At 71.0% G+C, this 25,508-nt stretch carries 22 protein-coding genes and 2 pseudogenes; 9 read left to right on the top strand and 15 right to left on the bottom strand.

Annotated features, from left to right (window positions below; genetic code table 11):
* The first annotated feature begins 7 nt into the window (after window positions 1-7).
* Window positions 8-1,198, top strand: a complete 1,191-nt coding sequence (locus HUV60_RS23345; RefSeq protein WP_257849179.1) for a hypothetical protein — start codon at window positions 8-10, stop codon at window positions 1,196-1,198.
* 57 nt (window positions 1,199-1,255) lie between these two features.
* Here HUV60_RS23345 and HUV60_RS23350 read toward each other — a convergent pair whose 3' ends face one another.
* Complete coding sequence (locus HUV60_RS23350; RefSeq protein WP_257849180.1) at window positions 1,256-1,540, bottom strand: hypothetical protein; 285 nt, start codon at window positions 1,538-1,540, stop codon at window positions 1,256-1,258.
* Window positions 1,541-2,042: 502 nt separating this feature from the next.
* Window positions 2,043-2,382: pseudogene (locus tag HUV60_RS23355) on the bottom strand (helix-turn-helix domain-containing protein); the annotation flags it as partial.
* A 126-nt stretch (window positions 2,383-2,508) separates the two neighbouring features.
* Here HUV60_RS23355 and HUV60_RS23360 point away from each other — a divergent pair.
* From HUV60_RS23360 to HUV60_RS23375, 4 genes are read left to right on the top strand one after another with little or no spacing between them, the layout of a single operon-like run.
* Window positions 2,509-2,727, top strand: a complete 219-nt coding sequence (locus tag HUV60_RS23360; RefSeq protein ID WP_257849181.1) for a hypothetical protein — start codon at window positions 2,509-2,511, stop codon at window positions 2,725-2,727.
* Window positions 2,724-2,939 (top strand): hypothetical protein, encoded by a 216-nt coding sequence (locus tag HUV60_RS23365; protein ID WP_257849182.1) that lies wholly within the window; start codon window positions 2,724-2,726, stop codon window positions 2,937-2,939. The genes HUV60_RS23360 and HUV60_RS23365 overlap by 4 nt, the downstream gene beginning before the upstream one ends.
* A 48-nt stretch (window positions 2,940-2,987) precedes the next feature.
* Entirely contained in the window at window positions 2,988-3,734 is a 747-nt protein-coding gene (gene recO, locus HUV60_RS23370) for a DNA repair protein RecO (protein WP_257849183.1), read from the top strand.
* A 34-nt stretch (window positions 3,735-3,768) separates the two neighbouring features.
* Window positions 3,769-4,605: an isoprenyl transferase gene (locus HUV60_RS23375; RefSeq protein ID WP_257849184.1), complete on the top strand. Its 837-nt coding sequence runs from the start codon at window positions 3,769-3,771 to the stop codon at window positions 4,603-4,605.
* A 66-nt stretch (window positions 4,606-4,671) separates the two neighbouring features.
* On the opposite strand, the gene HUV60_RS23380 is transcribed toward HUV60_RS23375, so the two are convergent.
* The 4 genes from HUV60_RS23380 to HUV60_RS23395 form a co-directional block, all read right to left on the bottom strand.
* On the bottom strand, window positions 4,672-5,094 hold the full coding sequence (locus tag HUV60_RS23380) for a Fur family transcriptional regulator (RefSeq protein ID WP_257849185.1): 423 nt from the start codon (window positions 5,092-5,094) through the stop codon (window positions 4,672-4,674).
* Window positions 5,095-5,159: 65 nt separating this feature from the next.
* Window positions 5,160-6,062, bottom strand: a complete 903-nt coding sequence (locus HUV60_RS23385) for a metal ABC transporter permease (RefSeq protein WP_257849186.1) — start codon at window positions 6,060-6,062, stop codon at window positions 5,160-5,162.
* A gap of 6 nt (window positions 6,063-6,068) precedes the next feature.
* Window positions 6,069-6,845, bottom strand: a complete 777-nt coding sequence (locus tag HUV60_RS23390) for a metal ABC transporter ATP-binding protein (protein ID WP_257849187.1) — start codon at window positions 6,843-6,845, stop codon at window positions 6,069-6,071.
* Between the two features lie 49 nt (window positions 6,846-6,894).
* Window positions 6,895-7,944, bottom strand: coding sequence for a metal ABC transporter substrate-binding protein (locus tag HUV60_RS23395; RefSeq protein ID WP_257849189.1), 1,050 nt, complete (start codon window positions 7,942-7,944; stop codon window positions 6,895-6,897).
* Between the two features lie 171 nt (window positions 7,945-8,115).
* Between HUV60_RS23395 and HUV60_RS23400 the strand changes: the two genes are divergently transcribed.
* Window positions 8,116-9,498 carry a glycine--tRNA ligase gene (locus HUV60_RS23400; protein ID WP_257849190.1) on the top strand — a complete coding sequence of 461 codons (1,383 nt, stop codon included), beginning with the start codon at window positions 8,116-8,118 and terminating at the stop codon, window positions 9,496-9,498.
* Between the two features lie 73 nt (window positions 9,499-9,571).
* On the opposite strand, the gene HUV60_RS23405 is transcribed toward HUV60_RS23400, so the two are convergent.
* Both HUV60_RS23405 and HUV60_RS23410 read right to left on the bottom strand, forming a co-directional pair.
* Window positions 9,572-9,778 (bottom strand): hypothetical protein, encoded by a 207-nt coding sequence (locus HUV60_RS23405; protein WP_257849191.1) that lies wholly within the window; start codon window positions 9,776-9,778, stop codon window positions 9,572-9,574.
* Window positions 9,779-9,845: 67 nt separating this feature from the next.
* Window positions 9,846-10,040, bottom strand: a pseudogene (locus tag HUV60_RS23410) (MFS transporter); the annotation flags it as partial.
* A gap of 138 nt (window positions 10,041-10,178) precedes the next feature.
* On the opposite strand from HUV60_RS23410, the gene dusB reads away from it, so the two are divergent.
* Window positions 10,179-11,363: a tRNA dihydrouridine synthase DusB gene (gene dusB, locus HUV60_RS23415; protein ID WP_443047390.1), complete on the top strand. Its 1,185-nt coding sequence runs from the start codon at window positions 10,179-10,181 to the stop codon at window positions 11,361-11,363.
* Between the two features lie 33 nt (window positions 11,364-11,396).
* Here dusB and HUV60_RS23420 read toward each other — a convergent pair whose 3' ends face one another.
* Window positions 11,397-13,310: a CDP-alcohol phosphatidyltransferase gene (locus HUV60_RS23420; RefSeq protein ID WP_443047391.1), complete on the bottom strand. Its 1,914-nt coding sequence runs from the start codon at window positions 13,308-13,310 to the stop codon at window positions 11,397-11,399.
* 600 nt (window positions 13,311-13,910) lie between these two features.
* On the opposite strand from HUV60_RS23420, the gene ppdK reads away from it, so the two are divergent.
* Together ppdK and HUV60_RS23430 are read left to right on the top strand one after the other, a co-directional pair.
* Window positions 13,911-16,658: a pyruvate, phosphate dikinase gene (gene ppdK / locus HUV60_RS23425; RefSeq protein WP_443047393.1), complete on the top strand. Its 2,748-nt coding sequence runs from the start codon at window positions 13,911-13,913 to the stop codon at window positions 16,656-16,658.
* Window positions 16,659-16,857: 199 nt separating this feature from the next.
* The gene (locus HUV60_RS23430) at window positions 16,858-17,451 is read left to right on the top strand and encodes a winged helix-turn-helix domain-containing protein (RefSeq protein ID WP_257850227.1); all 594 of its coding nucleotides are present in this window, start codon (window positions 16,858-16,860) and stop codon (window positions 17,449-17,451) included.
* A 758-nt stretch (window positions 17,452-18,209) separates the two neighbouring features.
* Here the strand turns inward: HUV60_RS23430 and HUV60_RS23435 are convergent.
* The 6 genes from HUV60_RS23435 to HUV60_RS23460 all read right to left on the bottom strand — a co-directional run bounded on the left by HUV60_RS23435 (window position 18,210) and on the right by HUV60_RS23460 (window position 25,460).
* Window positions 18,210-18,659, bottom strand: a complete 450-nt coding sequence (locus HUV60_RS23435) for an excalibur calcium-binding domain-containing protein (protein ID WP_257849193.1) — start codon at window positions 18,657-18,659, stop codon at window positions 18,210-18,212.
* 209 nt (window positions 18,660-18,868) lie between these two features.
* A complete protein-coding gene (locus tag HUV60_RS23440) occupies window positions 18,869-20,026 on the bottom strand; it encodes a PhoX family protein (RefSeq protein WP_257849194.1) in 1,158 nt (385 codons plus the stop codon).
* A gap of 147 nt (window positions 20,027-20,173) precedes the next feature.
* Window positions 20,174-21,133, bottom strand: a complete 960-nt coding sequence (locus HUV60_RS23445) for an SMP-30/gluconolactonase/LRE family protein (protein WP_257849195.1) — start codon at window positions 21,131-21,133, stop codon at window positions 20,174-20,176.
* A gap of 135 nt (window positions 21,134-21,268) precedes the next feature.
* Window positions 21,269-21,619: a nitrite reductase small subunit NirD gene (nirD, locus tag HUV60_RS23450; protein WP_257849196.1), complete on the bottom strand. Its 351-nt coding sequence runs from the start codon at window positions 21,617-21,619 to the stop codon at window positions 21,269-21,271.
* Complete coding sequence (gene nirB / locus HUV60_RS23455) at window positions 21,616-24,234, bottom strand: nitrite reductase large subunit NirB (RefSeq protein WP_257849197.1); 2,619 nt, start codon at window positions 24,232-24,234, stop codon at window positions 21,616-21,618. The genes nirD and nirB overlap by 4 nt, the downstream gene beginning before the upstream one ends.
* Entirely contained in the window at window positions 24,234-25,460 is a 1,227-nt protein-coding gene (locus tag HUV60_RS23460; protein ID WP_257849198.1) for an NAD(P)/FAD-dependent oxidoreductase, read from the bottom strand. The genes nirB and HUV60_RS23460 overlap by 1 nt, the downstream gene beginning before the upstream one ends.
* Between the last annotated feature and the right edge of the window lie 48 nt (window positions 25,461-25,508).

The raw sequence follows: 25,508 nt of genomic DNA on the forward strand, positions 1-25,508 counted from the left end.
GAGCGAGATGAGCACGGCACCATCACCTGAGTCCGAGGGCACCCAGCCCGAACCCGGCACGGCGGTCCCCGCACAGGCGGGCCCGCCGGACGACCCGGGCAGCACGGCGTTATCCCCTTCGGCCGCCACACCGGTCGTGCCGGACGTACCGAGCACACCGGACGAGCCACCCGGTCCGGCCCCGTGGACGCGTCGGCTGCCGGCCGGGCTGGTCCTCGGCCTCCTCGCCTGGGGTGTCGCCGCGCTGCTCGCCCCGGACGCCGGTGCAGCCAGGCAGCTCGCCGCCGCCGCGCTCTGCGCCGGCGGTGCCGTGGCCCTCCAGTACCTCCTCGCCCCATCCCGCGGGGGGCGGGAGCGGCGGGCGGAGCGCGCACTGGCCGAAACCGCCGCCACCGTGCAGGACGGTCTCCAGCGGTACGACGACGAACTGACGGCCGGTCTCGCCCGGCACGGCGAGGACATGAAGCACCTGGTCGAGAGCCGTTTCGCCCAGCTGGACCGGCCCTCTCAGCCCTACCCGCCGCTGGACCGGGTCCGGATGGACGGCCTGCCCGAACTGGCCCAGCGCTTCGCCGACGTCCTGGCGCCCGGATCCCCGCTCCTCTACTCGTTCATCCGGCTGGAGATGCAACGGGTGATCGGGCACATGTCGGCGCTCACCCGGCTGAACGTGGAGAGCCACGGGGAGAACCACGACTGGATGCTCACCCTCACCCAGGTCGCGGAGCAGTCCATCTGCGCCATCAGTACGTCCGTCGACCGGGAGTTCTGGAGCAGCGAGCCCGCGGGCCGCTACCTCGACGCGCAGAAGCAGGCGATCGAGGAGCACGGGGTGCCCGTGCGGCGCCTGTTCCTGCTGGAGAGCGCCCGCGAACTCGACGACCGGCTGCTGCGGCTGTGCGACGAGCAGGAGGCGCTGGGCATCGAGGTACGTGTGGCGGTGCTGCCCGAACTGCCGCCGCACATCCAGCGCGGCCACGCCAACGACTTCATCGTCTACGACGAGGAAGTGTCCTTCGAGATCGAGCAGGACCTGCGTGACGTCAACGTCAGAACCCGGCTCATCGCCCACCCGGACCACGTCCAGGACCAGATGAAGCGTTTCTGGAAGCTCTGGGAGGCGGGGATGAGTATCCGTGAACTGGAGGTGCGGGTCGACGACGAGGAGGACGGCACCTGGATGGTCGACCGTACCTGAGCCGCCGTACGGGACGGACGCCACGTCCTCCTCCCCCACGCCCCACCCCGCCTCGCGTCAGAGGGCGTGCTGCAGCCAGCGCTGGATCGTGTCGTTGACGTTGCCGGGCAGGGCGCTGAGCCTGTCGATGGCCTCGCGGTCCTCGGGGAGCGGCGGGATACCGGCGGCGGTCAGGGCCGCGTGGAGTTCCAGTCGGCGCCTGTCCTGCGGATCGATGGCGATGTCCAGCCGCGCCGGCGGGTGCGGCGGTGCGATCGGGAAGTCGCCGTAGCCGCTCCCGTCGAAGGCGTACGGGTCGACGTAGGTGTGGTGGGGGCCGTACTCGTACGAGGTGGCGGTCACGTCGGTCTCCAAAGAATTGCGGTCCTACCTCACAGGAGACCGCCCCGGAGCCCGCCACGGGCGCAGCCCCGCCGAAACGTCACGCCAACGGCGTCATAGCCGGGTCATCCTCAGGTCGGACCAACAGCCCAGCGGAAAAGCGGAAGTTGGGAGGAACCGAGGAGGGATCAGAGACGTCCCGCGGCACGAACGCCCGCCACGTATTCGTACGCTTCAACCTGTATGCCCACCAAGGCGTGAATCAATCCGTGACGCACAACCACCCGGAGCCCTCACAGGTTGTACACCCACGCCGTGTGAATGACCCCGTTCCGCCGCCCGACGGCAGTACGTGTCCCGGTCCCGGCCGTCCTCGGCCGGGAGGCGCGACAGCGCGAGGGAGATGGCCGGGCCGTCCGGGCCGGCGTGGCCCAGGGGGGCTCGGAGCGTGGCGCACTCGGGGACCGGCTGTGTGCCACCGGCGCCCTCGCGGGGTTCCCGGGGGAGGAGGCGGACGGCAGCGGTACGGGCTCGTCGCCGGTGTGACCGCCCGCGCACAGGCCGGTGTCTGCGGCAGACCGGATGCCGGCGCCGACGCGAACTCGCAGATCTTCGTCGCCCGTTTCTCCAGCCCCGCCGCCTTGGTGAAATAATCCGCACACCGTCGGTTTGCGGTGTGCTGTCGATCCGCTGGGTCACGTCCAATTGAGGTTTCCGAATGGCCTGTTCGAATTGGCCGATGCGGCCACCCGAAACGAACGCCCGCGCCCCGGCCCCGCCTGCGTGAACCCCGACTCCTCCCGGCGCCGTTTCCGCCCCGGGCCGGAGAAGTCCCATGCCGCCTGGCGTGAACCATTGGCCATTGCTGATCCCTTTCCCAACCTCTTTGTGCGGCCCTTTGCTTGTAGAGCACAAGCCTCTTCCGAGTGTAGGTTCCGCCGGGCGCCTCAAGGAACGTGAGCGTGAAAGCCGAATAGAAGGAGACCAGGGTGAAGGAGCGGCACTCGGCGCTCTGCGTCGAAGAATCGGAGGACGTGGTGAAAGAATTGCGGGCGTTACTCGCGAAGACCGGAGTTGTTCTGCCGTCACTGGGTTCGGACCCGGTGAGTCTTGCGCGGGAGGCGACCTGTCCGCTCGTCGAGCTGGGGCGGTGTTCCGTGGAGACCGCACGGCGGCTCGCGGCCGTGATGGCGGTGGCGGCGCGATGAGACCGCCGGTCGGTGTATGTGCCGTGGACACCCGGACCGAGCGGATCGGCATCGTGATGGGACACGAGGGGCCCTACATCCAGCTGAGACCGTACGGCGGCGGCCGGGAGTGGGACGCCGAGCCGGTCGCGGTGCGGCAGGCGACGCCCGCCGAGAGGCTGCGCGCGGCGACCGCGTACGCCAACGCGCGCAGCCGGGGGGAGCTGCCTTGACGCCGGGCCCCGGGCCCGGCGGCTTCGCGCGTGCGCGAGAATGGGCGCATGAGTCTGTTCCGCGACGACGGCATCGTGCTGCGCACCCAGAAACTGGGTGAAGCGGACCGGATCATCACGCTGCTCACCCGCGGTCACGGACGTGTACGCGCCGTGGCGAGGGGCGTGCGCCGGACGAAATCCAAGTTCGGCGCACGCCTCGAACCGTTCTCGCACGTGGACGTGCAGTTCTTCTCCAAGGGCAGTGAGCTGGTCGGGCGCGGCCTCCCGCTGTGCACGCAGAGCGAGACCATCGCGCCGTACGGCGGCGGGATCGTCACCGACTACGCCCGCTACACCGCCGGAACGGCGATGCTGGAGACCGCCGAGCGGTTCACCGACCACGAGGGCGAGCCGGCCGTCCAGCAGTACCTGCTCCTCGTCGGTGCCCTGCGGACCCTCGCCCGCGGCGAGCACGCACCGCATCTCGTCCTCGACGCGTTCCTGCTGCGCTCCCTCGCCGTCAACGGCTACGCCCCGAGCTTCGGCGACTGCGCGAAGTGCGGGATGCCCGGACCGAACCGGTTCTTCTCGGTCGCCTCCGGCGGTTCCGTCTGCGCCGACTGCCGGGTGCCCGGCAGCGTCGTACCCTCGCCGCAGGCCCTGGAACTGCTCGCCGCGCTGCTCACGGGAGACTGGGAGGCGGCGGACGCGTCCGAGGCGCGGTACGTCCGGGAGGGAAGCGGGCTGGTGTCCGCGTACCTTCACTGGCACCTGGAGCGCGGGCTGCGCTCCCTGCGGTACGTCGAGAAGTAAGCACGACACGTCAGTACGAGGAGACGAGAAGCACATGGCCGTACGCGGGTTCCTGGGGCGTCAGCGCCGGGAGTACAGGACGCCGGAACCACACCCCTCCGGCGCGCGGCCCCCGAGGTTCCCGGGCGAGCTGGTCCCCAAGCACGTGGCGATCGTGATGGACGGCAACGGCCGCTGGGCCAAGGAACGGGGCCTGCCGCGCACCGAGGGGCACAAGGTCGGCGCCGAGCGGGTGCTGGACGTGCTCCAGGGCGGGATCGAGATGGGCGTCGGCGCGATCTCGCTGTACGCCTTCTCCACCGAGAACTGGAAGCGCTCGCCGGACGAGGTGCGCTTCCTGATGAACTTCAACCGCGACTTCATCCGCACGTCCCGTGACGAGCTCGACGAGCTGGGTGTGCGGGTGCGCTGGGTGGGCCGGATGCCCAAGCTGTGGAAGTCGGTCGCCAGGGAACTCCAGATCGCGCAGGAGCAGACCAAGGGCAACGACCGGCTGACGCTGTACTTCTGCATGAACTACGGCGGGCGGGCGGAGATCGCCGATGCGGCGCAGGCGCTGGCCGAGGACGTGAAGGCGGGACGTCTCGACCCGGCGAAGGTCAACGAGAAGACGCTGCAGAGCTACATGTACTACCCGGACATGCCGGACGTGGACCTGTTCCTGCGGCCGAGCGGTGAGCAGCGTACGTCCAACTACCTGCTGTGGCAGAGCGCCTACGCCGAGATGGTCTTCCAGGACGTCCTGTGGCCGGACTTCGACCGCCGGGACCTGTGGCGCGCGTGTCTGGAATTCGCCTCCCGCGACCGCCGCTTCGGCGGGGCGATCCCGAACGAGGAGCTGCTCGCCATGGAGGGCAGGCAGGAGCAGTAGGGGAAGGCGTGGGTACGGCGAAGGGGCGCGGAGATCACCTCCGCGCCCCTTCCCGTGTCCTGGGTCTCAGGTGCCGCTCGATGCCGCCGCGCACTCCGCGCACGTACCGAAGATCTCCACGGTGTGGGCCACGTTGACGTAGCCGTGCTCGGCGGCGATGGCCTCCGCCCAGGTCTCCACGGCCGGGCCCTCGACCTCGACCGCCTTGCCGCAGCTGCGGCAGACCAGGTGGTGGTGATGGTCCCCGGTGGAGCAGCGGCGGTAGACGGACTCGCCGTCGGCGGTGCGCAGTACATCCACCTCGCCGGCGTCGGCGAGGGACTGCAGGGTGCGGTAGACCGTGGTGAGCCCGACCGAGTCGCCCTTGTGCCTGAGCATGTCGTGCAGTTCCTGTGCGCTGCGGAACTCGTCGACGTCCTGGAGCGCAGCCGACACAGCGGCCCGCTGCCTGGTGGCGCGGCCCTTCACGGGCGGTCCAGCGGTGGTCACCGGTTTCCTCCTCACGTCTGCCTCTGCCCTGCCGCGGTCATTGTGCCAGGCCGGGCGGAGACGGGTCAGACGCCGACCCCGCCGGACGGCTTCCGGCCGGCCGGAACGGCGCACTCCGCGGGGTCCGGGGTGGGCCGCGCGGCGGCCAGAGCACGGGCGCGGCGACGGGCCAGCGGTGTGGCCAGCACGGTCAGCACCATGAACGCGGCGATCGTCAGCAGCACGATCGTCGCTCCGGGCGGCACGTCCTGGTAGTACGAGGTGACCGTGCCGCCGATAGTCACGCTCACGCCGATCGCGACGGCGATGGCGAAGGTGGCGGCGAAGCTGCGGCTGAGCGCCTGGGCGGCGGCGACGGGCACCACCATGAGCGCGCTCACCAGGAGCAGGCCGACCACGCGCATCGCGACGGTGACGGTGACCGCCGCCGTGATCGCGGTGAGCAGGTTCAAGAACCGCACCGGCAGACCCGTGACCCGCGCGAACTCCTCGTCCTGGCTGACCGCGAACAGCTGGCGGCGCAGGCCGAGGGTGACCAGGACCACGAACGCGGCCAGGAGACAGATCGCCGTCACGTCGGACTCGGAGACCGTCGACAGGGAGCCGAACAGGTACGAGGTGAGGTTCGCGTTGGAGCCGCCCGGGGCGAGGTTGATGAACATCACGCCGCCCGCCATACCGCCGTAGAACAGCATCGCGAGGGCGATGTCACCGCGGGCCTTGCCGTACCAGCGGATCAGTTCCATCAGGACGGCGCCGACGACGGAGACCAGGGTCGCCATCCACACCGGCGACCAGGAGAGCAGGAAGCCGAGGCCGACGCCGGTCATCGCGACGTGCCCGATGCCGTCGCCCATGAGGGCCTGGCGGCGCTGGACGAGGTAGATGCCGACCGCGGGGGCGGTGATGCCGACCAGGACGGCCGCCAGCAGCGCCCGCTGCATGAAGGCGTAGTTCAGGAGGTCCATCAGCAATCAGCTCAGCAGTCCCGTGCGGATCGGTTCGGCACCCGCCGGCGCGTGCGGGTGTACGTGGTCGTGGCCGGGCAGGGCGTGCTGGCCGACCGCCTTCGGGGGCGGGCCGTCGTGCGTCACGCAGCCGTCGCGCAGGACGACCGCCCGGTCGATCAAGGGTTCCAGCGGGCCCAGCTCGTGCAGGACCAGCAGGACGGTGGCACCCTGGGCGACCTGGTGGCGCAGGATCGTCGCGAGCACCTCCTGGCTGGCCAGGTCGACGCCCGCCATCGGCTCGTCCAGGATCAGCAGCTCGGGTTCGGCGGCGAGCGCGCGGGCGATCAGCACCCGCTGGTGCTGGCCGCCGGAGAGCGCGTCCACGGAGTCCTTCGCCCGGTCCGCCATGCCGACCAGCTCCAGCGCGTGCCGTACGGCCTCGCGGTCGGTCCTGCGGAACACGCCGAAGCGGGTGCGGGAGAGCCGGCCGGAGGAGACCACTTCGGTCAGCGTGGCGGGTACGCCGCCCGCGGCCGTGGTGCGTTGCGGGACGTACCCCACCCGCGCCCAGTCGCGGAAGCGGCGCCGCGGGGTGCCGAACAGCTCGATCGCGCCGGCGGCGACCGGTACCTGGCCGATGACGCTGCGCACGGCCGTCGACTTGCCGGAGCCGTTCGCGCCGAGCAGGGCGACGACCTCACCGCGGTGCACGGTGAGGTCGATGCCGCGGAGGACGGGACGCGAGCCCAGCTCGGCGTGGACGCCCCGCAGGGATATGACGGGGTCGGTTTTCGTCGTCATGCTGCCGCCCTCAGGTGGGTCGGTCGGTGGTACGCGGCCGGGCGGCCGGTCATGTGGCTCCCAGAGCCGTCCGCAGGGCCTTCAGGTTGGACTCCATGACCTCGAAGTAGTCGTCTCCGCGGGAGGTGTCGGTGATGCCCTCGAGCGGGTCGAGGACGTCCGTCCTCAGTCCGGCGTCGCCCGCGACGGTCTTCGCGGTGTCGTCGCTCACCAGTGTCTCGTAGAACACGGTGGTCACGCCGTCGGCCTTGGCCGTCTCGGAGAGTTCCTTCACGCGGGCGGCGCTGGGCTCGGCCTCGGGGCTGAGGCCGTTGATGGCCTCCTGGGTCAGGCCGTAGCGCTCGGCGAGGTAGCCGAAGGCGGAGTGGGTGGTGATGAAGACGTCGGACTCGCGGTTCTCCAGGCCCGTCTCGAACGTGGTGTCCAGCTCGTTCAGCTTGCCGACCAGGGCCTCGGTGTTCTTCCTGTAGTCGGCGGCGTGATCGGGGTCGGCCTTCTCGAAGGCCTTGCCGACGCCCTCGGCGACCTCGGCGTACTTGACCGGGTCGAGCCAGACGTGGGGGTCCCCGCCGCCCTCGGTCTCGTGGCTGTGGCCTTCGTCCTCGCCCTCATGGGCGTGGTCCTCGCCCTCGCCCTCGCCCTCGTCCGTGTGCTCGTCCTCGTGACCGTGCTCGTCCTCGTGACCGTGCTCGTCCTCGTGGGCGCCGGCCTCGGTGCCGTGCGTCTCCAGGGTGGTCAGGGTGGCCGCGTCGATCTTCGTCTTCACCCCGGACTGGCCGATGGCCTCGTCGACGGTGGGCTGCAGGCCCTTGAGGTAGAGCGCCGCGTCGGACTCCTCGAGCTGCGCGGTCTGCTTGGCGCTGATCTCCAGGTCGTGCGGCTCCTGGCCGGGCTGGGTCAGGCTCGTGACGTTCACATGGCCGCCGCCGATCTGCTCGGCGAGGAACGCCATCGGGTAGAAGGAGGCGACGACGTCGAACTTCCCGGCGTTGCCGGCGGCGGCGGTGCTGTCGGAGGAGCAGGCGGTCAGCGTGCCCAGGGCGAGCGCGCTGACCGCGGTCGCCGCTGCCGCGGGTATGAGGCGTCGTCGTACGTTCATGACTCCCATTTTCAACAAAGATGGAAACCGTTGTCAACAAACGGGACGGGAGGCGCTGAGCACAGTGAGCAGGGCCCCGAATTGGTCGGGGGGCGGGCCCCGCCGGTAGCCTGAGTGCTTCGCTGGAAGCAATCTCGCTTCGTCGCCCGTCGTCGTAATGAAGAGAGCACCGTGGCCGCCGACAAGATCGACACCATCGTCAGCCTGAGCAAGCGCCGAGGCTTCGTATTCCCCTGCAGTGAGATCTACGGCGGTCAGCGTGCCGCCTGGGACTACGGGCCGTTGGGTGTCGAGCTCAAGGAGAACCTCAAGCGCCAGTGGTGGCGCTACATGGTGACGTCCCGTGAGGACGTCGTGGGTATCGACTCGTCGGTGATCCTGGCCCCCGAGGTGTGGGTCGCCTCCGGTCACGTCGCTACCTTCTCGGACCCGCTCACCGAATGCACCGCCTGTCACAAGCGGTTCCGCGCGGACCACCTGGAAGAGGCGTACGAGGAGAAGAAGGGCCGCGCCCCGGAGAACGGCCTCGCCGACATCAACTGCCCCAACTGCGGCAACAAGGGCCAGTTCACCGAGCCCAAGCAGTTCTCGGGCCTGCTCTCCACCCACCTCGGCCCCACGCAGGACTCCGGCTCCGTCGCCTACCTGCGCCCCGAGACCGCCCAGGGCATCTTCACCAACTTCGGCCAGGTGCAGACCACTTCGCGTCGCAAGCCGCCCTTCGGCATCGCCCAGACGGGCAAGTCCTTCCGCAACGAGATCACGCCCGGCAACTTCATCTTCCGGACCCGCGAGTTCGAGCAGATGGAGATGGAGTTCTTCGTCAAGCCGGGCGAGGACGAGACGTGGCAGGAGTACTGGATGCAGCAGCGCTGGAACTGGTACACCGGCCTCGGCATGCGCGAGGAGAACATGCGGTGGTACGAGCACCCGAAGGAGAAGCTCTCCCACTACTCCAAGCGCACCGCCGACATCGAGTACCGCTTCCAGTTCGGCGGCAGCGAGTGGGGTGAGCTCGAGGGCGTCGCCAACCGCACCGACTACGACCTCGGCGCCCACTCCAAGGCCTCCGGCCAGGACCTCTCCTACTTCGACCAGGAGGCCGGCGAGCGCTGGACGCCGTACGTCATCGAGCCGGCGGCCGGTGTCGGCCGGGCGATGCTCGCCTTCCTGCTCGACGCGTACATCGAGGACGAGGCGCCCAACGCCAAGGGCAAGCTGGAGAAGCGCACCGTGCTGCGCCTCGACCCGCGCCTGGCTCCGGTGAAGGTCGCGGTGCTTCCGCTCTCCCGCAACCCGGAGCTGTCGCCGAAGGCCAAGGGCCTCGCCCAGGCGCTGCGGCAGAACTGGAACATCGAGTTCGACGACGCCGGCGCCATCGGCCGCCGCTACCGCCGCCAGGACGAGATCGGTACGCCGTTCTGCGTCACGGTCGACTTCGACACGCTCGAGGACAACGCGGTGACGGTGCGCGAGCGCGACACCATGAAGCAGGAGCGGATCTCCCTCGACCAGATCGAGGGCTACCTGGCGAGCCGCCTGGTCGGCTGCTGACGCCGCAACCCCCTTGAGCCGTCGGCTCCCGTGAACCGCCCCGGGCGGCGCTTCCCGCGCCGCCCGGGGCGGTTCACGTTCCCGCGGGGTCCACCGTCGCCTGGTGGGCCTGGGCCAGATGTTCCTCCGCCTTCAGCCAGGGCAGGAACTGGGCGCGTCTGCGCCAGTCGCAGGTCCCGCAGCTGATCGTGCGCTGCACACCGGTGCGCCGGACCCGTACGACGTGTTCCCGCCCGTGCTGGTCCCAGCGGCTGACCTTGCTCGTGTCGATCTGGGGCATGACGCAGAGTGTGCAGCAAGAGCAACATCAACGGGGGCTCGGCGCAGGTGAATCCGGTGGAGGTCCGGCCCGCGGGGGAGACCTGTCTGCGGCCGACCCGGTCCGCCGTGGAGCCGGCGAGCAGCAGCAGGGACGCCGGGACGAGCGTGTACGCGTCGATGGTCCACCGCAGACCCGAGGTGTCGGCGTCCAGGTCTCTCCGGAGCGAGGGCGGGGCGACGTTCACGAGCGTGTTGTCCAGGCTCACGAGGGGCAGGCCCATGCAGCAGATCGCCAGGACGAGAAGACGTCGGCGCGGATCGGGCTCGGGCGTGGCCGTCACCGTAGCGCGATTCGATAGTTCGACTGACCAATGGCTGTTGCGTGGTGTCGCCCGGGCGCTCCCCGGGCAGTGCTCGGCATGCGGGACAATGGGGGAATGCCCACGCCCCCCTCCACCCTGAACCCGGCCCCGGACGCGCGCGACCTGGCGATCGGCCCGTACGCGGTCCGGCCGCCCGTCGTGCTGGCCCCCATGGCAGGGATCACCAACGCGCCCTTCCGCACCCTCTGCAGGGAGTTCAGCGGCGGCAAGGGGCTGTTCGTCAGCGAGATGATCACCACCCGGGCGCTGGTCGAACGCAACGAGAAGACCATGCAGCTGATCACGTTCGACGCGAGCGAGACGCCGCGCTCGATCCAGCTGTACGGCGTCGACCCGGTGACCGTCGGCAAGGCCGTCCGTATGATCGTCGAGGAGGACCTCGCCGACCACATCGACCTCAACTTCGGCTGCCCGGTACCGAAGGTGACCCGCAAGGGCGGCGGTTCGGCCCTGCCCTACAAGCGGAACCTGCTGCGCTCCATCCTGCGCGAGGCGGTCGCCGGCGCCGGGGACCTGCCGGTCACGATCAAGATGCGCAAGGGCATCGACGACGACCACCTGACCTACCTGGACGCCGGCCGCATCGCCGTCGAGGAGGGCGTGAGCGCCGTCGCCCTGCACGGCCGCACCACCGCCCAGCACTACGGCGGCATCGCCGACTGGGACGCCATCGCCCGGCTCAAGGAGCACGTGCCGGAGATCCCCGTGCTCGGCAACGGCGACATCTGGTCCGCCGACGACGCCCTGCGGATGGTCCGCGAGACCGGCTGCGACGGGGTCGTGGTGGGACGCGGCTGCCTGGGGCGGCCGTGGCTGTTCGCCGACCTGGTCGCGTCCTTCGAGGGGCGGGACGACCTGTACCGGCCCACGCTGCGCGAGGTCGCCGACGTCATGGTCCGCCACGCCACCCTGCTGGGCGAGTGGATCGGTGACGAGGCCCGCGGGGTGATCGACTTCCGCAAGCACGTCGCCTGGTATCTGAAGGGCTTCGCGGTCGGCTCCGAGATGCGTAAACGGCTCGCGGTCACGTCCTCCCCGGAGACCCTGCGGGCCGGGCTGGACGAGCTGGACCTGGACCAGCCCTGGCCGGCCGGCGCGGACGGCCCCCGCGGCCGTACGTCCGGCAACAACCGGGTGGCGCTGCCGGACGGCTGGCTGAAGGACCCGTACGGGTGCGCGGCCGTCGGCGAGGACGCCGAACTGGAGACGTCGGGCGGCTGAGCCGGGCCGAGCCGGGCGGCTGGTGCCGGCGGATCAGCCCTTCGCGGGGTGCGGGACGGAGCCGTAGGCCTCCAGGAAGCGATCGCGGAACGCGTCCATCCGCCACACGGGCGCGTCCTGGTCCGGCCTCAGCCCCTCGGTCCAGTTCCAGTCGGCGATGTCGTCCAGCGCCTTCGGGTCCTTGGCGACGATCGTCACCGGCACGTCCCGGCTCGCCCTCGGACCGCTGACCCGGGCGATGGGCTGGTGGTCGCCGAGGAAGACGAGGACGGTGTCGTCGGTGCCGTAGCGCTCCAGCCACTGGGTGAGGGCGGTCACCGAGTACTCGACCGACCTGCCGTACTCCCGACGGGACCTGGTGGCGTCCGTCATGAGGCTGCCGGGGTCCTTCCCCGCCTTCTGGATGGGCCCGAAGACGGAGCCGTCGCCGAGTTCGTCCCAGCCGACCATCTCGGGCAGGGGCGCCCAGGGCTGATGGCTGGAGGTCAGGATGACCTCCGCCATCAGGTTCTTGCCCTCCTCGCGTTCCCTGCCGTGCTCCAGACGCTGGAACGCCTCGAGCGTGTACTGGTCGGGCATCGTCGACCAGCTGAACTTCGGGCCCTGGTAGCCCAGCCGGAAGGCGTTGTAGACCTTGTCGAGGCCGAACCACTTCGCCTCGGGCCAGCCCTTCTGGACGCCCGGCACGATGCCGACGGTGTCCCAGGCGCCGGACCTGCCGAACGCGCTGGTGAGGGTGAGGCGGTCGCTCGCGGCGGCGGTGCGGTAGCGCTGCTGGTTGTCGATCCACAGGCCGGACAGCACCGTCGAGTGGCCCAGCCAGCTGCTGCCGCCGAACGTCGACGACGTCAGCCAGCCGCTGCGCGCCTCGAACCCCGCCTTCGCGAGCGACTCGGTGCCGGCGTCCAGAGTGCCGGTGACGCCGGGGGCGGTCACCGGGTCCTCCAGGGCGGTCCGGCCGTAGCTCTCGATGAACGCGATGACGACGTCCTTGCCGCGCAGGCCGGGCAGGAGCTGGTCGGAGGGCGTGTCCGCGAAGGGGTCCGAGCGTGCCACCTTCTCGAACGCCGCCTCGTCGCGCAGCGTGTCCCGCACCCGCTTGCCCTGCACCTTCAGCGCGGCCGCGGCCCGGTCGGAGGCGACCGGCACGCCGGACACCTGCAGGCCGAGGGCGGTACAGGTGATCCACACCGTGCCCGCGATCAGCGCGCCCCGGGTGGCCCGCGTACGGTGCCGGGCCAGCAGGCCGCTCAGCCGGACCGCGGCGAGCGCCATCACGACCACCAGGAGCAGGACCAGGACGACCGCGCCGACGGCGGCGGCCGTGGCGGTGGCACCGCCCATCGAGTCCTCCACGTAGTGCTCCGCGTCGTCCAGCAGCCCCCAGTCGAGCACCACGTTGAAGCCCCGGCCCAGGTACTCGTTGAACCCGATGTCCAGCAGGTTCAGCACGGTCAGCACGGCGATGCCGACCCCGTACAGCGAGGCCGCGACGATCCGCGGCCGGCGCGGCAGGGCGAGCAGCAGTACGGCCCCGACGATCGCCTCGGCCGGAATCCGGGTGAACCGGCTGGGCCGCAGGGCACCGGCGGTGTTCGGCAGCAGGAGCGCGCCGACGATCAGCGCGGCGGCGAGTCCGTGCAGGGTCCAGCGGGCGGCGCGCGCGGCACGGGGGTGCCGCGCGCGCAGGCGGGCGCAGCGGGAGCGGAGGGCGTGCAGGGCGCGCGGGGCGGGGCGGGTGAGCTTCCTCGAGGCCGCTTCCCCCCGCTGTCCCCCCGTGCCTTCCGCGCTTTCCGTGCCTTCCGTGCCTTCCGTGCTTTCCGTGCCTTCCGTGCCCTCCGTCTCTTCTGCCTCCGCTGTCTCTTCCGCCGGGTGCGGGCGTTCTTCCTCCTGTCGGTTCTCCTCGGTCGTCCGTGTCGGTCGGCGCAGGCGTGTGAAGACAGGCACCCGGAGGTCCTTCCGTGCAAAACCCGGTGAGGTGGCGGACCCGGCATGGGGGGGTCCGGATCCGCCGTAGTTCCGTACGGGCGCACCGGCCGGCGTGTTCAGCGCGGCGGGAGGTACGTTCGGCACACCGGGCGCGGAGGCCGGGCACGCCGTCCGTGGAGCCCCGGTGAGACGCCTGCACGGCCGCCCGGGCGGCCACCGGGGGAGGCGTACGGGGTACGTCCGCGGGGTGGAATCCCGGTGACTGTGACAGCGTGATTCTCGCCACCCCTGATATGGGTTGCGCTCAGATGAGCGAATTATGGATGGCTGCACTTCTCAAAGGGTGGCACTCGGTGCCACCTCTTGATCGTTCATCGAGCGAAATCAGACGTGCCGATTGTCGCTCACATGAGCGCCTGGGGCGCCTCGTTCGGAGTCGGCGTGTTCAAGAGGTGAACACATGCGGCTGCGGGAGCTTGCCCCGCCTTGACTTTCGATCCCGTGGCGGCAGAGTGGTCGCAGGCGTATGACGCACGTGTGGACGTACCCAGATGCCTTTGATCTGGGTATGTTCCTGCCCGTCAGGGCAGCCACCGCGTCCTCGAGGAGTCGAGACCCGTGTCGGAAAACAAAGATCCCCACGTAGGCCAGCAGGGTCACAGCGTTGAGGGCGTGAAGTTCGTCTACGACTTCACCGAGGGCAACAGGGACCTCAAGGACCTGCTCGGCGGCAAGGGCGCGAACCTCGCCGAGATGACCAATCTGGGTCTTCCCGTCCCTCCCGGATTCACCATCACCACGGAGGCCTGCAAGGTCTACCTGGAGAGCGGCGTGGAGCCGGCGGCGCTGCGTGACGAGGTGAGTGCGCACCTCGACGCCCTCGAAGCGGCGATGGGCAAGAAGCTCGGCCGGAGCGACGACCCCCTGCTCGTGTCGGTCCGCTCCGGAGCCAAGTTCTCCATGCCGGGCATGATGGACACCGTCCTGAACATCGGCCTGTCCGACAAGTCCGTGCAGGGGCTCGCCAAGCAGGCCGGCGACGACCGCTTCGCCTGGGACTCCTACCGGCGCCTCATCCAGATGTTCGGCAAGACCGTCCTCGGCGTCGACGGTGAGCTGTTCGAGGACGCGCTGGAGGCGGCGAAGGCCGCCAAGAAGGTCGAGGTCGACACCGAGCTGGAGGCCGCCGACCTCAGGAAGCTGGTCACCAGGTTCAAGAAGATCGTCAGGACCGAGGCCGGCCGGGACTTCCCGCAGGACCCGCGCGAGCAGATGGACCTCGCCATCCACGCGGTCTTCGACTCCTGGAACACCGACCGGGCCAAGCTCTACCGCCGCCAGGAGCGCATCCCGCACGACCTGGGCACCGCCGTCAACGTCTGCTCCATGGTCTTCGGCAACCTCGGCCCCGATTCGGGCACCGGCGTCGCCTTCACCCGCGACCCCGCCTCCGGCCACCAGGGCGTCTACGGCGACTACCTGCAGAACGCCCAGGGCGAGGACGTGGTCGCGGGCATCCGCAACACCGTGCCGCTCGCGGAGCTGGAGCGGATCGACAAGAAGTCGTACGACCAGCTGATGCGGATCATGGAGACGCTGGAGAACCACTACAAGGACCTCTGCGACATCGAGTTCACCATCGAGCGCGGCCAGCTGTGGATGCTCCAGACCCGCGTCGGCAAGCGCACCGCGGGCGCGGCCTTCCGCATCGCCACCCAGCTCGTCGACCAGGGACTGATCGACGAGGCCGAGGCGCTCATCCGCGTCACCGGCGCACAGCTCGCCCAGCTGATGTTCCCGCGCTTCGACGAGGACACGAAGGTCGAGAAGGTCGGACGCGGCATCGCGGCCTCGCCGGGCGCCGCGGTCGGCAAGGCGGTCTTCGACTCGTACACCGCCGTCAAGTGGTCCCGCTCCGGCGAGAAGGTCATCCTGGTCCGCCGCGAGACCAACCCCGACGACCTGGACGGCATGATCGCCGCCGAGGGCATCCTCACCTCCCGCGGCGGCAAGACCTCGCACGCCGCCGTCGTCGCGCGCGGTATGGGCAAGACCTGTGTCTGCGGCGCCGAGGAGCTCGAGGTCGACACCAAGCGCCGCCGGATGACCGTCCCCGGCGGGCACGTCGTCGAGGAGGGCGACCTGATCTCCATCGACGGCTCGACCGGCAAGGTCTACCTCGGCGAGGTCCCGGTCGTGCCGTCGCCGGTCGTGGAGTACTTCGAGGGCCGCATGCACCCGGGCGCCGACGACGCCGACGAGCTCGTCGAGGCCGTCCACCGGATGATGGCCTTCGCCGACCGCAAGCGCCGGCTGCGCGTGCGCGCCAACGCCGACAACGCCGAGGACGCGCTGCGCGCCCGCCGCTTCGGCGCCCAGGGCATCGGCCTGTGCCGCACCGAGCACATGTTCCTCGGTGACCGGCGCGAGCTGGTGGAGCGGCTGATCCTGGCCGACACCCAGGAGGAGCGCGAGGAGTCCCTCAAGGCGCTGCTGCCGCTGCAGAAGAAGGACTTCGTCGAACTGTTCGAGGGCATGGACGGCCTCCCGGTCACCGTCCGCCTCCTCGACCCGCCGCTGCACGAGTTCCTGCCCGACATCACCGAACTGTCGGTCCGCGTGGCCCTCGCCGAGTCCCGCCAGGAACCGCACGAGAACGAACTGCGCCTGCTGCAGGCCGTGCACCGGCTGCACGAGCAGAACCCGATGCTGGGTCTGCGCGGCGTGCGGCTCGGCCTGGTCATCCCCGGCCTGTTCACCATGCAGGTACGGGCCATCGCCGAGGCGGCGGCCGAGCGCCGGGCGGCCAAGGGCGACCCGCGCGCCGAGATCATGATCCCGCTGGTCGGCACGGTCCAGGAGCTGGAGATCGTCCGGGAGGAGGCCGACCAGGTCATCGCGGAGGTCGAGGAGGCCACCGGCACCAGGCTGAAGCTCGCCATCGGCACGATGATCGAGCTGCCGCGCGCCGCCCTGACCGCCGGCCAGATCGCGGAGGCCGCCGAGTTCTTCTCCTTCGGCACGAACGACCTCACCCAGACGGTGTGGGGCTTCAGCCGGGACGACGTGGAGGCCAGCTTCTTCACGGCCTACCTGGAGAAGGGCATCTTCGGCGTCTCCCCGTTCGAAACCATCGACCGGGACGGCGTCGGCTCCCTGGTGAAGCTGGCCGCCGAGGCCGGCCGCGCCACCCGCCCCGACCTCAAGCTCGGCGTCTGCGGCGAGCACGGCGGCGACCCGGAGTCCGTCCACTTCTTCCACGAGGTGGGCCTGGACTACGTCTCCTGCTCCCCGTTCCGCATCCCGGTCGCCCGCCTGGAGGCCGGCCGCGCGGCGGTCACCTCGAAGGGCAGCGACCACCGCTGACCCCTCCGGGGCGAAGCGGACCCGACCCACCAGCCCCGGAGTCGTCGCCTGTCACCCGATCACCCTCACCGATCGGCAACGGCTCCGGATCACAAGGAGAACGGCGGCACCCGTGCGGGGGCGCCGCCGTTCTCCTGCCGTCGAACGAGTTGCGAAGAAATACTTGCAAGTACTCCTTTGCGACGCTGTCCTCGTGGACATGAACGAGTCCCGGGAACCGCAGGGCCCGCCGGTCCGCAGCCTCGACGCCCGCTCGCTAAACGGACTCGCACACCCGCTGCGCATGCGACTGCTGGACGCCCTGCGTCACGGCGGCCCGGCCACCGCGTCCCAGCTCGACGCGAAGCCGGGCGAGTCGAGCGGCGCGACCAGCTACCACCTGCGCCGGCTCGCCACGCACGGCTTCACCGAGGACGCTCCCGAGCACGGCAAGGGCAGGGAACGGTGGTGGAAGGCGGTCCACAAGGGTCTGCGTTTCGACGACGCGCTGCTCACCGACGCCCACCCGGACGTACGCGGGGCTGCCGACCTGTACCTCCACGAGGTCGCGTCCAGCCAGGCCCGGGGCCTGTCGACCTGGCTGGACGACCGCCCGGCCTGGCCGGAGGAGCGGAACCGCACCTGGGACATGAGCAGCGCGACGCCGCGCCTGACGCCCGAACCGACCCGGGATCTCCTCGAGAAGATGCACGCCCTCGTCGGAACCTACCGCGACCGGGCCGCAGACGACGCCGACGCCGACACCGCCCAAGTACGCATCCGCGCCCGCGCCTTCCCTCTCACCACGGACTGAAAGGCCACGGCCCGATGCATCCCGAGACCCGCCTCGCCCTGCACCACCTCCGCGCCGCCGAACTCCGTGCCGAAGCCGACGCGTACCGCCTCGCCGTGGCAGCCGGGCCGGCTCGGCGCCTCCAGCCCTTCCGACCCGCCTCGGCTGGACCCTGGTGGAAGTCGGCCTGCGCACGGCCGCCGGTCCCAGGGCGGCAGTCCCGTTCCACAGACCTCGCACCTGTGTCTGATCCCACCGGGCCCGGTCGCAACAGGCCCCGGGACACCTGTTTCTCCGGGTGCCGCTCCAGCTCCCGTATCGGCGTCGGTCAGGACGCGCGGGTCCACACGGCCCTCCACCCGGAACAGCGGCACCGGGAACTTTCGCTGGGGAGTGATCGTGGACCTGGGACTGTCCCGTGTCGGCCTCGTTGACGCCCTGTACGTCGACGATGGGGACGATTACCACGTTGGTGATCGAATCAGTGGCCATCTGGACTGCTTCGACGAGCAGAAGGACAAGTTCATCTTGAGGCCGCCCGATCAGATTCCGCTTGCTGAGCGACTGAGGCGGGCAAGGGGGTGACAGGGAAGGCTTCCTTCCTCTGCTCGTCCGGCTGACCGGACCACGGTCGGGATAGTTGCCTTCCCGGGCGGCGCGGGTCCCGGCCTTCGGGTGAGTGCCGCGCCGCCGGAAGGGTGGCATCCCTGCGGCCGTCGAGCGCTCGAAATGGCGGCGCCCTCGTGCGGGGTGCCGCCATTTCGTCGTTTCGGAGCGCCTCAGTCGGTGCTGCGGCGCCGGCGTGCCGCGAACAGCACCCCGCCGCCCGCCAGGACGACGGCCGCGCCGCCCGCCGCGATGTACGGGGTGGCGCTGTTGCCGCCGGTCTCGGCGAGGTCGGTGCCGGTGTCCGAGCCGGTGTTCTGCGCCCCGGACTCCGTGTCCGAGCCGGCGGCGGTGTCCTCGTCCTTGTCGTCGTCCTTGTCGTCGTCCTTGTCGTCGGCGGGGACGAAGCCCGCCGGCGGGTTGTCGCAGCCGATGCCGTCGTTGTCGCGGTCCAGGTGCTTGCCGTAGTGCTCGCTGTCGGCCGGGATGTTGGAGTACCCGGCGGTGTACGCCGCGTCGCAGTTCTTGAACACGCCCTCGTGGGCGGCGGCGGTGGTGACGGGCAGCGTGGCCAGTGCGAGCGCGGCGACGGTCACGGCGGCGGACTTGCAGGACAGGTTCACAGGGGGTCCCCCAGCTATGTGCGGATATCCGGCAGTGTGCCCCTGTCCGGGGTGGTCTGCCGGGTGTGAGCTACCGACGGTAGGGGAGGGATGGGGGAGGGCGGGGAGGTTTCGCGGACCCGTGATGCGAACGTGACGTGACCGGACGGTAGCTCTCCGCTCATGCCGGTGCGTTCTGTGCACCGGCATGAGCCGGCAACCGGGAGCGTTTACCTGCGGAACGGGCCCCTCACCTCGTACGTGATGCCACCCGACGAACTCCCGCTCGTCCCGCGCTGGCTGGAGAAGTACAGGCGGGTGCCGTCCGGGGAGAAGGCCGGGCCGGTGATCTCGGAGCCGGACTGGCCGCTCACCCGGAGGAAGGGGGCCACGACGTCGTCGGGCGTGATGACGCAGATCTCCATGTTTCCGCCGTCCTCGGCCACGAAGAGGTCGCCCGAGGAGGAGCCGGTGACGTTGTCCACGCCGGTCAGGGGAGCGGAGCCGCCCGTCGTCAGGGAGTCGTCGTAGGTGAGTTCGATCGTCTGGGCGGCGGCGTTGTACTGCCAGACGCGGTTGTCGCCCTTGGTCGTGAACCAGCAGGTGTCGTTCGCGTAGTGGCAGCCCTCGCCGCCGTTGAAGCGCTTGGCGCCGGAGACCTGGTTGCGGGTCGCGGTGGCCCCGGACGGGTCCGGGACCCTCGCCCAGCTCACCGGGCCGCTCGTGCCGCTGCCCGCCACCAGTACCTCCAGTGTGCCGGAGGACAGGTCGCCCCACGTCGTCGGCCGGAAGCGGTAGAAGCAGCTGTCCGAGACGTCCTCGGTCAGGTAGATCACCCTGCGGACCGGGTCGGCGGCCGCCGCCTCGTGCTTGAAGCGGCCCATCGCGTCCCGGCGTACCGCCGCCTTCGTCCCCCACGGGTCGGTCTCGTAGACGTAACCGCGGTCCACCTCCTCGCAGGACAGCCAGGTGTTCCACGGCGTGCTGCCGCCCGCGCAGTTCTGCCGGGTGCCGGACAGGATGCGGTACGCGCCCGTGACGGCGCCGGTGGCCGAGAAGCGCACCGCGCCCGCGCCGCCGGACGGGTTGATCTCCGAGTTGGAGACGTAGATCCAGCCGCTGCCGTCCGCGTAACAGGCGCCGCCGTCGGGGGCGTTGTGCCAGGTGTACGACGTGCCCGGGACCTGCCGGCCGGAACGGGCGATGACCCTGCTGGTGAACCCGGCCGGCAGCCCGATCCCGTTGGCGTCCGCCGCGCCGAGCGCGCCGTAGGGGCCCGTGCCGGGCTGGGCGGGCGCCGCGTACGCGGCGCTGTGCCAGAGCGCGCCGCCGAGGACCGCGCCGGTGCCGCCCATGGCGCTCGCACGAAGGAAGGTACGACGTTCCACTGCCGCTCCTAGAGGTGCCGTGAACCGTCCCGCCACCGGCCGGTGACGGGGACGTGCGGTCACGGAACCTACAGGTGCGGCATGGACACATCATGACCATGGGTGTACCGGAGGGTGACCATCCCGAGCGCCACCCCGGCAAACGCCCTACAGCGGCACGCCCACCGCCGTGAACGCCGTCTCGGGTGTCTGCGGGCTGGTGAAGCGGGCGTTGACCAGGTACAGGCGGTCGCGGTAGCGGGCCGCGGTGGCCGGGACGTCGAAGCGCGGGTCGGTGATCGAACGGCGCAGGGTCGCCGTCGTCGCGCCGGCGTCGAGGTGGAACACGGCGACCACGTTCAGCCGGTTCTGGACCACGTACAGCGTGCGGCCGACACGCACCAGGCCGTCGCCGTTGACCACGTCGTCCGCGCCGGACAGGGTGATGCGGGTGGCGTGTCCGGTGCGCAGGGCGACCCGGTACAGCTCGCCCGGGGTGCTCTTGACCACGATGACGTCGCGGCCGTCGGGCGTGCTCACGATGCCGTTCGCGTTGTTGACGTCCGGCAGCTGCTCCCAGTCGCCGCTCAGCGGCAGCGCCCGCACGGTGCCGCGCCGCCCGCGCGGGACGCCGTACAGCACCGCGTCGCGCGAGTCGGTGAACCAGGCGCGGTCGCCGAGCAGGACGACGTCGTTGAGGAAGTGGCCCGTGGCGGAAGTGAGCTGGTGGACGGTGCGGAGGGCGCCGGTGCGGGCGTCCACGAGACGCGCGGTGCCGCCACCGCCGCCGGCGACGTACAGTAGGCCGCCGTGGTCGTCCAGCTTCAGGCCGATGGACGCCAGGCCCGGGGTGCCCTCGTGGAACACCGCGCCCTGTCCGGTGCGCAGGTCGGTGCGGTAGATAGCGCCGTTCGCACGGGAGCCCATGTACGCGTACGGCCTGCTGCCGATGGTGATGCCCTCGGGGAGCCAGCCGTCGGGCAGCGGGAACCCGGTCGGCCAGGCGGGGCGGTCTCCGGCCGCCTGCGCGGTACCGGTGCCGGCGGCCGCTGCGAGGGCGGTGACCGCGGTGGCCGCGGCACCACCGAGCAGGGCGCGGCGGGACGGCGGGGAGTGTTTCCGGTTCATGGTTCGGGCCTCCGTGGTGGGCGGGGTTCTCGGAGTCGATGAAACTCCGAGAACCCCGCCCACCGAACGGAAACACACGGATCCGACAGGAACCCGACAGGTGGACGGCTGTCCGGGGCGCCGCCCCTTACCGGCTCACGCCGCCTTGACCTCGTACGTCGTCAGCCGGACCGTGTCGTCGTCCAGGCACTGGCCCGTCTCCAGGTCGAAGCGCTGCTTGAGCAGCGGAGAGGCGACGAACAGGCGGCCCCGGTGGGTGCCGGTCAGGCCGCGGGAGAGGACCGCCGCGCCGGTGAAGGGGTCGCGGTTGTCGACGGCGTACAGGCCGCCGTCGCGGTCGGTGAAGACGGCGGCCTGCCGGCCGTCGGGCAGCAGGGCCGCCACGCCGCGGCCCGGAACCAGTGCGCTCAGGTCGCAGACCGCGAACCAGGCGTCGGTCAGCTGGAGTCGGACCTTCAGGTCGGTGGTCTCGAGGGCCAGGGTCATCGCTGGGCGCTCCCTTCCAGGGCGGCTTCCTTGGACTGTGCGGGTCGCATGCCGATGTTCAGCAGGGGCAGGTCGGGCTTCATCTGGTCGCGTTCGGGGACGAAGCCGACGACCGGGTCCGGGGTGTCGGGGGCGTTGACGAAGGACACGAACCGGGAGAGCTTCTGGGGGTCGTTGATGGTCTCGGCCCACTCGTCGCGGTAGTGCGAGACGTGGGCGGACATCAGGGACTCCAGCTCGTCGCAGATGCCGAGCGAGTCGTGCACGACGACGTCCCGTACGTGGTCCAGGCCGCCCGGGATCCGGTCCAGCCAGGTCGAGGTGCGCTCCAGCCGGTCGGCGGTGCGGATGTAGAACATCAGGAACCGGTCGATGAGGCGCACCAGTTCGGCGTCCGAGAGGTCCTGTGCGAGCAGGTCGGCGTGGCGCGGGGTGGCGCCGCCGTTGCCGCCGACGTACAGGTTCCAGCCGCCCACGGTGGCGATGACGCCGAAGTCCTTCGACTGGGCCTCGGCGCACTCGCGCTGGCAGCCGGAGACCGCCGACTTCAGCTTGTGGGGCGACCTGAGTCCCCGGTAGCGCAGCTCCAGGTCGATCGCCATGCGCACCGAGTCCTGGACGCCGTAGCGGCACCAGGTCTGCCCGACACAGGACTTCACCGTGCGCAGCGACTTGCCGTACGCGTGGCCGGACTCGAAGCCGGCGTCCACCAGGCGGGCCCAGATGACCGGGAGCTGCTCGACGCGGGCGCCGAACATGTCGATGCGCTGGCCGCCGGTGATCTTCGTGTAGAGGCCGAAGTCGCGGGCGATCTCGCCGATCACGATCAGCTTCTCCGGGGCGATCTCACCGCCGGGGATGCGGGGGACGACCGAATACGAGCCGTTCCTCTGCAGGTTGGCGAGGAAGTGGTCGTTGGTGTCCTGGAGGGCGGCCTGTTCGCCGTCCAGGACGTACGTGCTCGCGCCGATGGCCGGGGCGAGGGAGGCGATGATCGAGCCGACCGTCGGCTTGCAGATCTCGCAGCCGTCACCGCCCCGGGCGTCCTCGCAGCCGTGCCGGTCCAGCAGGTCCCGGTGGGAGGTGACGCGCAGGGCGTGGACGATCTCGTACAGCTCCTCACGGGTCTGCGAGAAGCAGCCGCACAGCCCCTTGTCGACCTCGACGCCGTTCGCCTCCAGCTCGGCGTTGACCAGCTGGCCGAGCACCTTCACGCAACTGCCGCAGCCGGTGCCGGCCTTGGTGCACTTCTTCACCTCGGGCACGGTGGTGCAGCTGTGCTCGGTGACCGCGCCGCGGACGGCGCCCTTGGTGACGTTGTGGCAGGAGCAGATGACGGCCTCGTCCGGCAGCGCGGACGGGCCGAGCTGGGCCGGGGCGCCGGCTCCGGCGGGCAGGACCAGGGACTCGGGCGAGACGGGCGGCACCGACCCGGTGAAGGCGCGCAGCGTGCCGTACGCCTCCGCGTCGCCGACCAGGATGCCGCCGAGCAGGGTGCCGTCGCTGCCGATGACCAGCTTCTTGTACAGGCCGGCGCGGGAGTCGGAGTAGACGACGTCCAGGCAGTCGGCGGTGGTGCCGTGCGCGTCGCCGAAGGACGCCACGTCCACGCCGAGCAGCTTCAGCTTGGTCGACAGGTCGGCGCCGGTGAACGACGCCTCGTCGGAGGCGATCGTCGCGGCGGCGGTCTGCGCCTGCTCGTAGCCGGGGGCGACCAGGCCGTACACCCGGCCGTCGGCGGCCAGCGCGCACTCGCCGATCGCGAAGACGTGCGGGTCGGTGACCGTGCGGCACTGCTCGTCCACGGCGATGCCACCGCGCTCGCCGACCTCCAGCCCCGACGCACGGGCGAGCTGGTCGCGGGGGCGGACACCGGCGGAGAACACCACCATGTCGGTGGCGAGCTCGGAGCCGTCGGACAGCTTCATGCCGGTGACCGCGCCGTCCTCGCCGACCACGATCTCCTGCGTACCGGTGCCGGTGTGCACGGCCAGGCCCATGTTCTCGATGGTGCGCAGCAGCGCGCCGCCGCCGCCGTCGTCGACCTGCACCGGCATCAGGCGCGGCGCGAACTCCACGATGTGCGTGGTCAGTCCGAGCCCCTTGAGTGCGCCCGCCGCCTCCAGGCCGAGCAGCCCGCCGCCGACCACCGCGCCCACGGTGGCCCTGCTCCTCGCGTACTCCTCGATCGCGAGCAGGTCCTCGATGGTGCGGTAGACGAAGCAGCCGGCCGCGTCCTTGTTCGGCACCGGCGGCACGAACGGGTAGGAGCCGGTGGCCAGCACCAGGACGTCGTAGTCGACGGCCAGTCCCGAGCGGGCGGTGACCCTGCGGGCCTCCCGGTCGACCGTCTCGGCCGGATCACCGATGTGCAGCTCGATGCCGTGTTCCTCGAGGAACGCCAGGTCCGTCACGGACAGGTCCTCGGCGGTGCGCCCCGAGAAGTACGAGGTGAGCTGGACGCGGTCGTACGCCGGACGCGGTTCCTCGCACAGCACGACCACGCGGTGCGTGGCGGTCAGGCCGCGCTCGGCGAGCGCCTCCAGGAAACGCTGGCCGACCATGCCGTGGCCGACGAGCACGATCGTGGGGGTGGGCCCCGGGGTGGCGGTCATCAGGAGCCTCCGTCGTTGGTGAGCAGGTGGAGCAGGGGGCCGCCGTCGGACGGGAGCGGCTCTGCTCCCTCCCACGCGCGGGCGAGCGCGCCGACCGTGCCGAGTTCGCCGACCAGGACCCCGCCGATCAGCCGGTCGTCGCGGACGACGACCTTGCGGTAGGTGCCCCGGGTGGCGTCGGTGAGCTGGACGACGTCGTCGCCGGGCCGTGCCTCGGTCTCGCCGAACGCGGCGAGGTCGAACGGGCTGTCGGGCCCCGTGAGGGTGAGCCGGGTCAGGGAGCGGGTGCCGGTGTAGCGGGCGCCCGCGTCCCCGGCGAGCAGGGCGGCCAGTGCCTCGGCCTGTTCCAGCGCCGGGGCGGCCAGTCCGTACACCGTGCCGGCGTGCTGGACGCAGTCGCCGACGGCGTGGACACGGGGGTCACTGGTGCGCAGCTCGTCGTCGACGACGATGCCCTTGCGGACCTCCAGGCCGGCCGCCTGGGCGAGCCCCACCCGCGGGTGCACCCCGCAGGCCAGGACCACCAGGTCGGCGTCGAGCGCGTACCCGTCGGCCATCTCGACCGAGCGGACCGCGCCGGCGCCGCAGCGCACGTCCCGTACCCGGCACTCGGTGTGCACCTCCACGCCGAGGTCCGTCAGATGCCGCCGGACGAGCTTGGACGCCGCCGGGTCGAGCTGGCGTTCCATGAGCCGCTCGGACTGCTGGGCGAGGACGACCTGGGCGCCGCGCACGGCGAGTGCGCGGGCCGCGGACACGCCGAGCAGCCCGCCGCCGATGACGACGGCCCGCGTCCCCGGACGTACCGCCCCGGCCAGGCCCAGGCAGTCGTCCATGGTGCGGAACGCGTGCACGCCCTCGGGCAGCGCGTGGTCCTCGGTGAACAGCCCGCGCAGCGGTGGCAGCACCGGGTTGGAGCCGGTGGCCAGGACGAGCCGGTCGTAGCCGATCCCGGTACCGTCCGCGCAGGCGACGGTGCGTGCCGCGCGGTCGATGCCGGTGACCCGGCCGCGGGTCAGCACCGTCGGCGCCACCGGGGCGGGGAGGGCGATCAGTTCGGGGCTGTAGCGTCCGGCCAGCACCTCGGCGAGCAGCACCCTGTTGTACGGACGGTGCTCCTCCTCGCCGATCAGCGTCACCGGCGTGCCGAGCTCGCCGAGCCGCCGGGCGAGTGTCACGCCCGCCAGGCCGGTGCCGATCACCACCACACGCTCGTTCGAGGTCATGTCCCTGAGCGTGCGGTGCGGGTGTTACCCGGCGGCATCACGTCTGTT

Source organism: Streptomyces sp. KMM 9044 (genome assembly GCF_024701375.2).
GTDB lineage: Bacteria > Actinomycetota > Actinomycetes > Streptomycetales > Streptomycetaceae > Streptomyces.

Bases quoted from the DNA above. Each gene is read 5' to 3' on its own strand.
- HUV60_RS23345 (WP_257849179.1), top strand. From the start codon at position 8: ATGAGCACGGCACCATCACCTGAGTCCGAGGGCACCCAGCCCGAACCC.
- HUV60_RS23365 (WP_257849182.1), top strand. From the start codon at position 2,724: ATGAGACCGCCGGTCGGTGTATGTGCCGTGGACACCCGGACCGAGCGG.
- recO (WP_257849183.1), top strand. From the start codon at position 2,988: ATGAGTCTGTTCCGCGACGACGGCATCGTGCTGCGCACCCAGAAACTG.
- HUV60_RS23375 (WP_257849184.1), top strand. From the start codon at position 3,769: ATGGCCGTACGCGGGTTCCTGGGGCGTCAGCGCCGGGAGTACAGGACG.
- HUV60_RS23385 (WP_257849186.1), bottom strand. From the start codon at position 6,062: ATGGACCTCCTGAACTACGCCTTCATGCAGCGGGCGCTGCTGGCGGCC.
- HUV60_RS23390 (WP_257849187.1), bottom strand. From the start codon at position 6,845: ATGACGACGAAAACCGACCCCGTCATATCCCTGCGGGGCGTCCACGCC.
- HUV60_RS23395 (WP_257849189.1), bottom strand. From the start codon at position 7,944: ATGAACGTACGACGACGCCTCATACCCGCGGCAGCGGCGACCGCGGTC.
- HUV60_RS23405 (WP_257849191.1), bottom strand. From the start codon at position 9,778: ATGCCCCAGATCGACACGAGCAAGGTCAGCCGCTGGGACCAGCACGGG.
- dusB (WP_443047390.1), top strand. From the start codon at position 10,179: ATGCGGGACAATGGGGGAATGCCCACGCCCCCCTCCACCCTGAACCCG.
- HUV60_RS23430 (WP_257850227.1), top strand. From the start codon at position 16,858: ATGAACGAGTCCCGGGAACCGCAGGGCCCGCCGGTCCGCAGCCTCGAC.
- HUV60_RS23445 (WP_257849195.1), bottom strand. From the start codon at position 21,133: ATGAACCGGAAACACTCCCCGCCGTCCCGCCGCGCCCTGCTCGGTGGT.
- nirD (WP_257849196.1), bottom strand. From the start codon at position 21,619: ATGACCCTGGCCCTCGAGACCACCGACCTGAAGGTCCGACTCCAGCTG.
- nirB (WP_257849197.1), bottom strand. From the start codon at position 24,234: ATGACCGCCACCCCGGGGCCCACCCCCACGATCGTGCTCGTCGGCCAC.
- HUV60_RS23460 (WP_257849198.1), bottom strand. From the start codon at position 25,460: ATGACCTCGAACGAGCGTGTGGTGGTGATCGGCACCGGCCTGGCGGGC.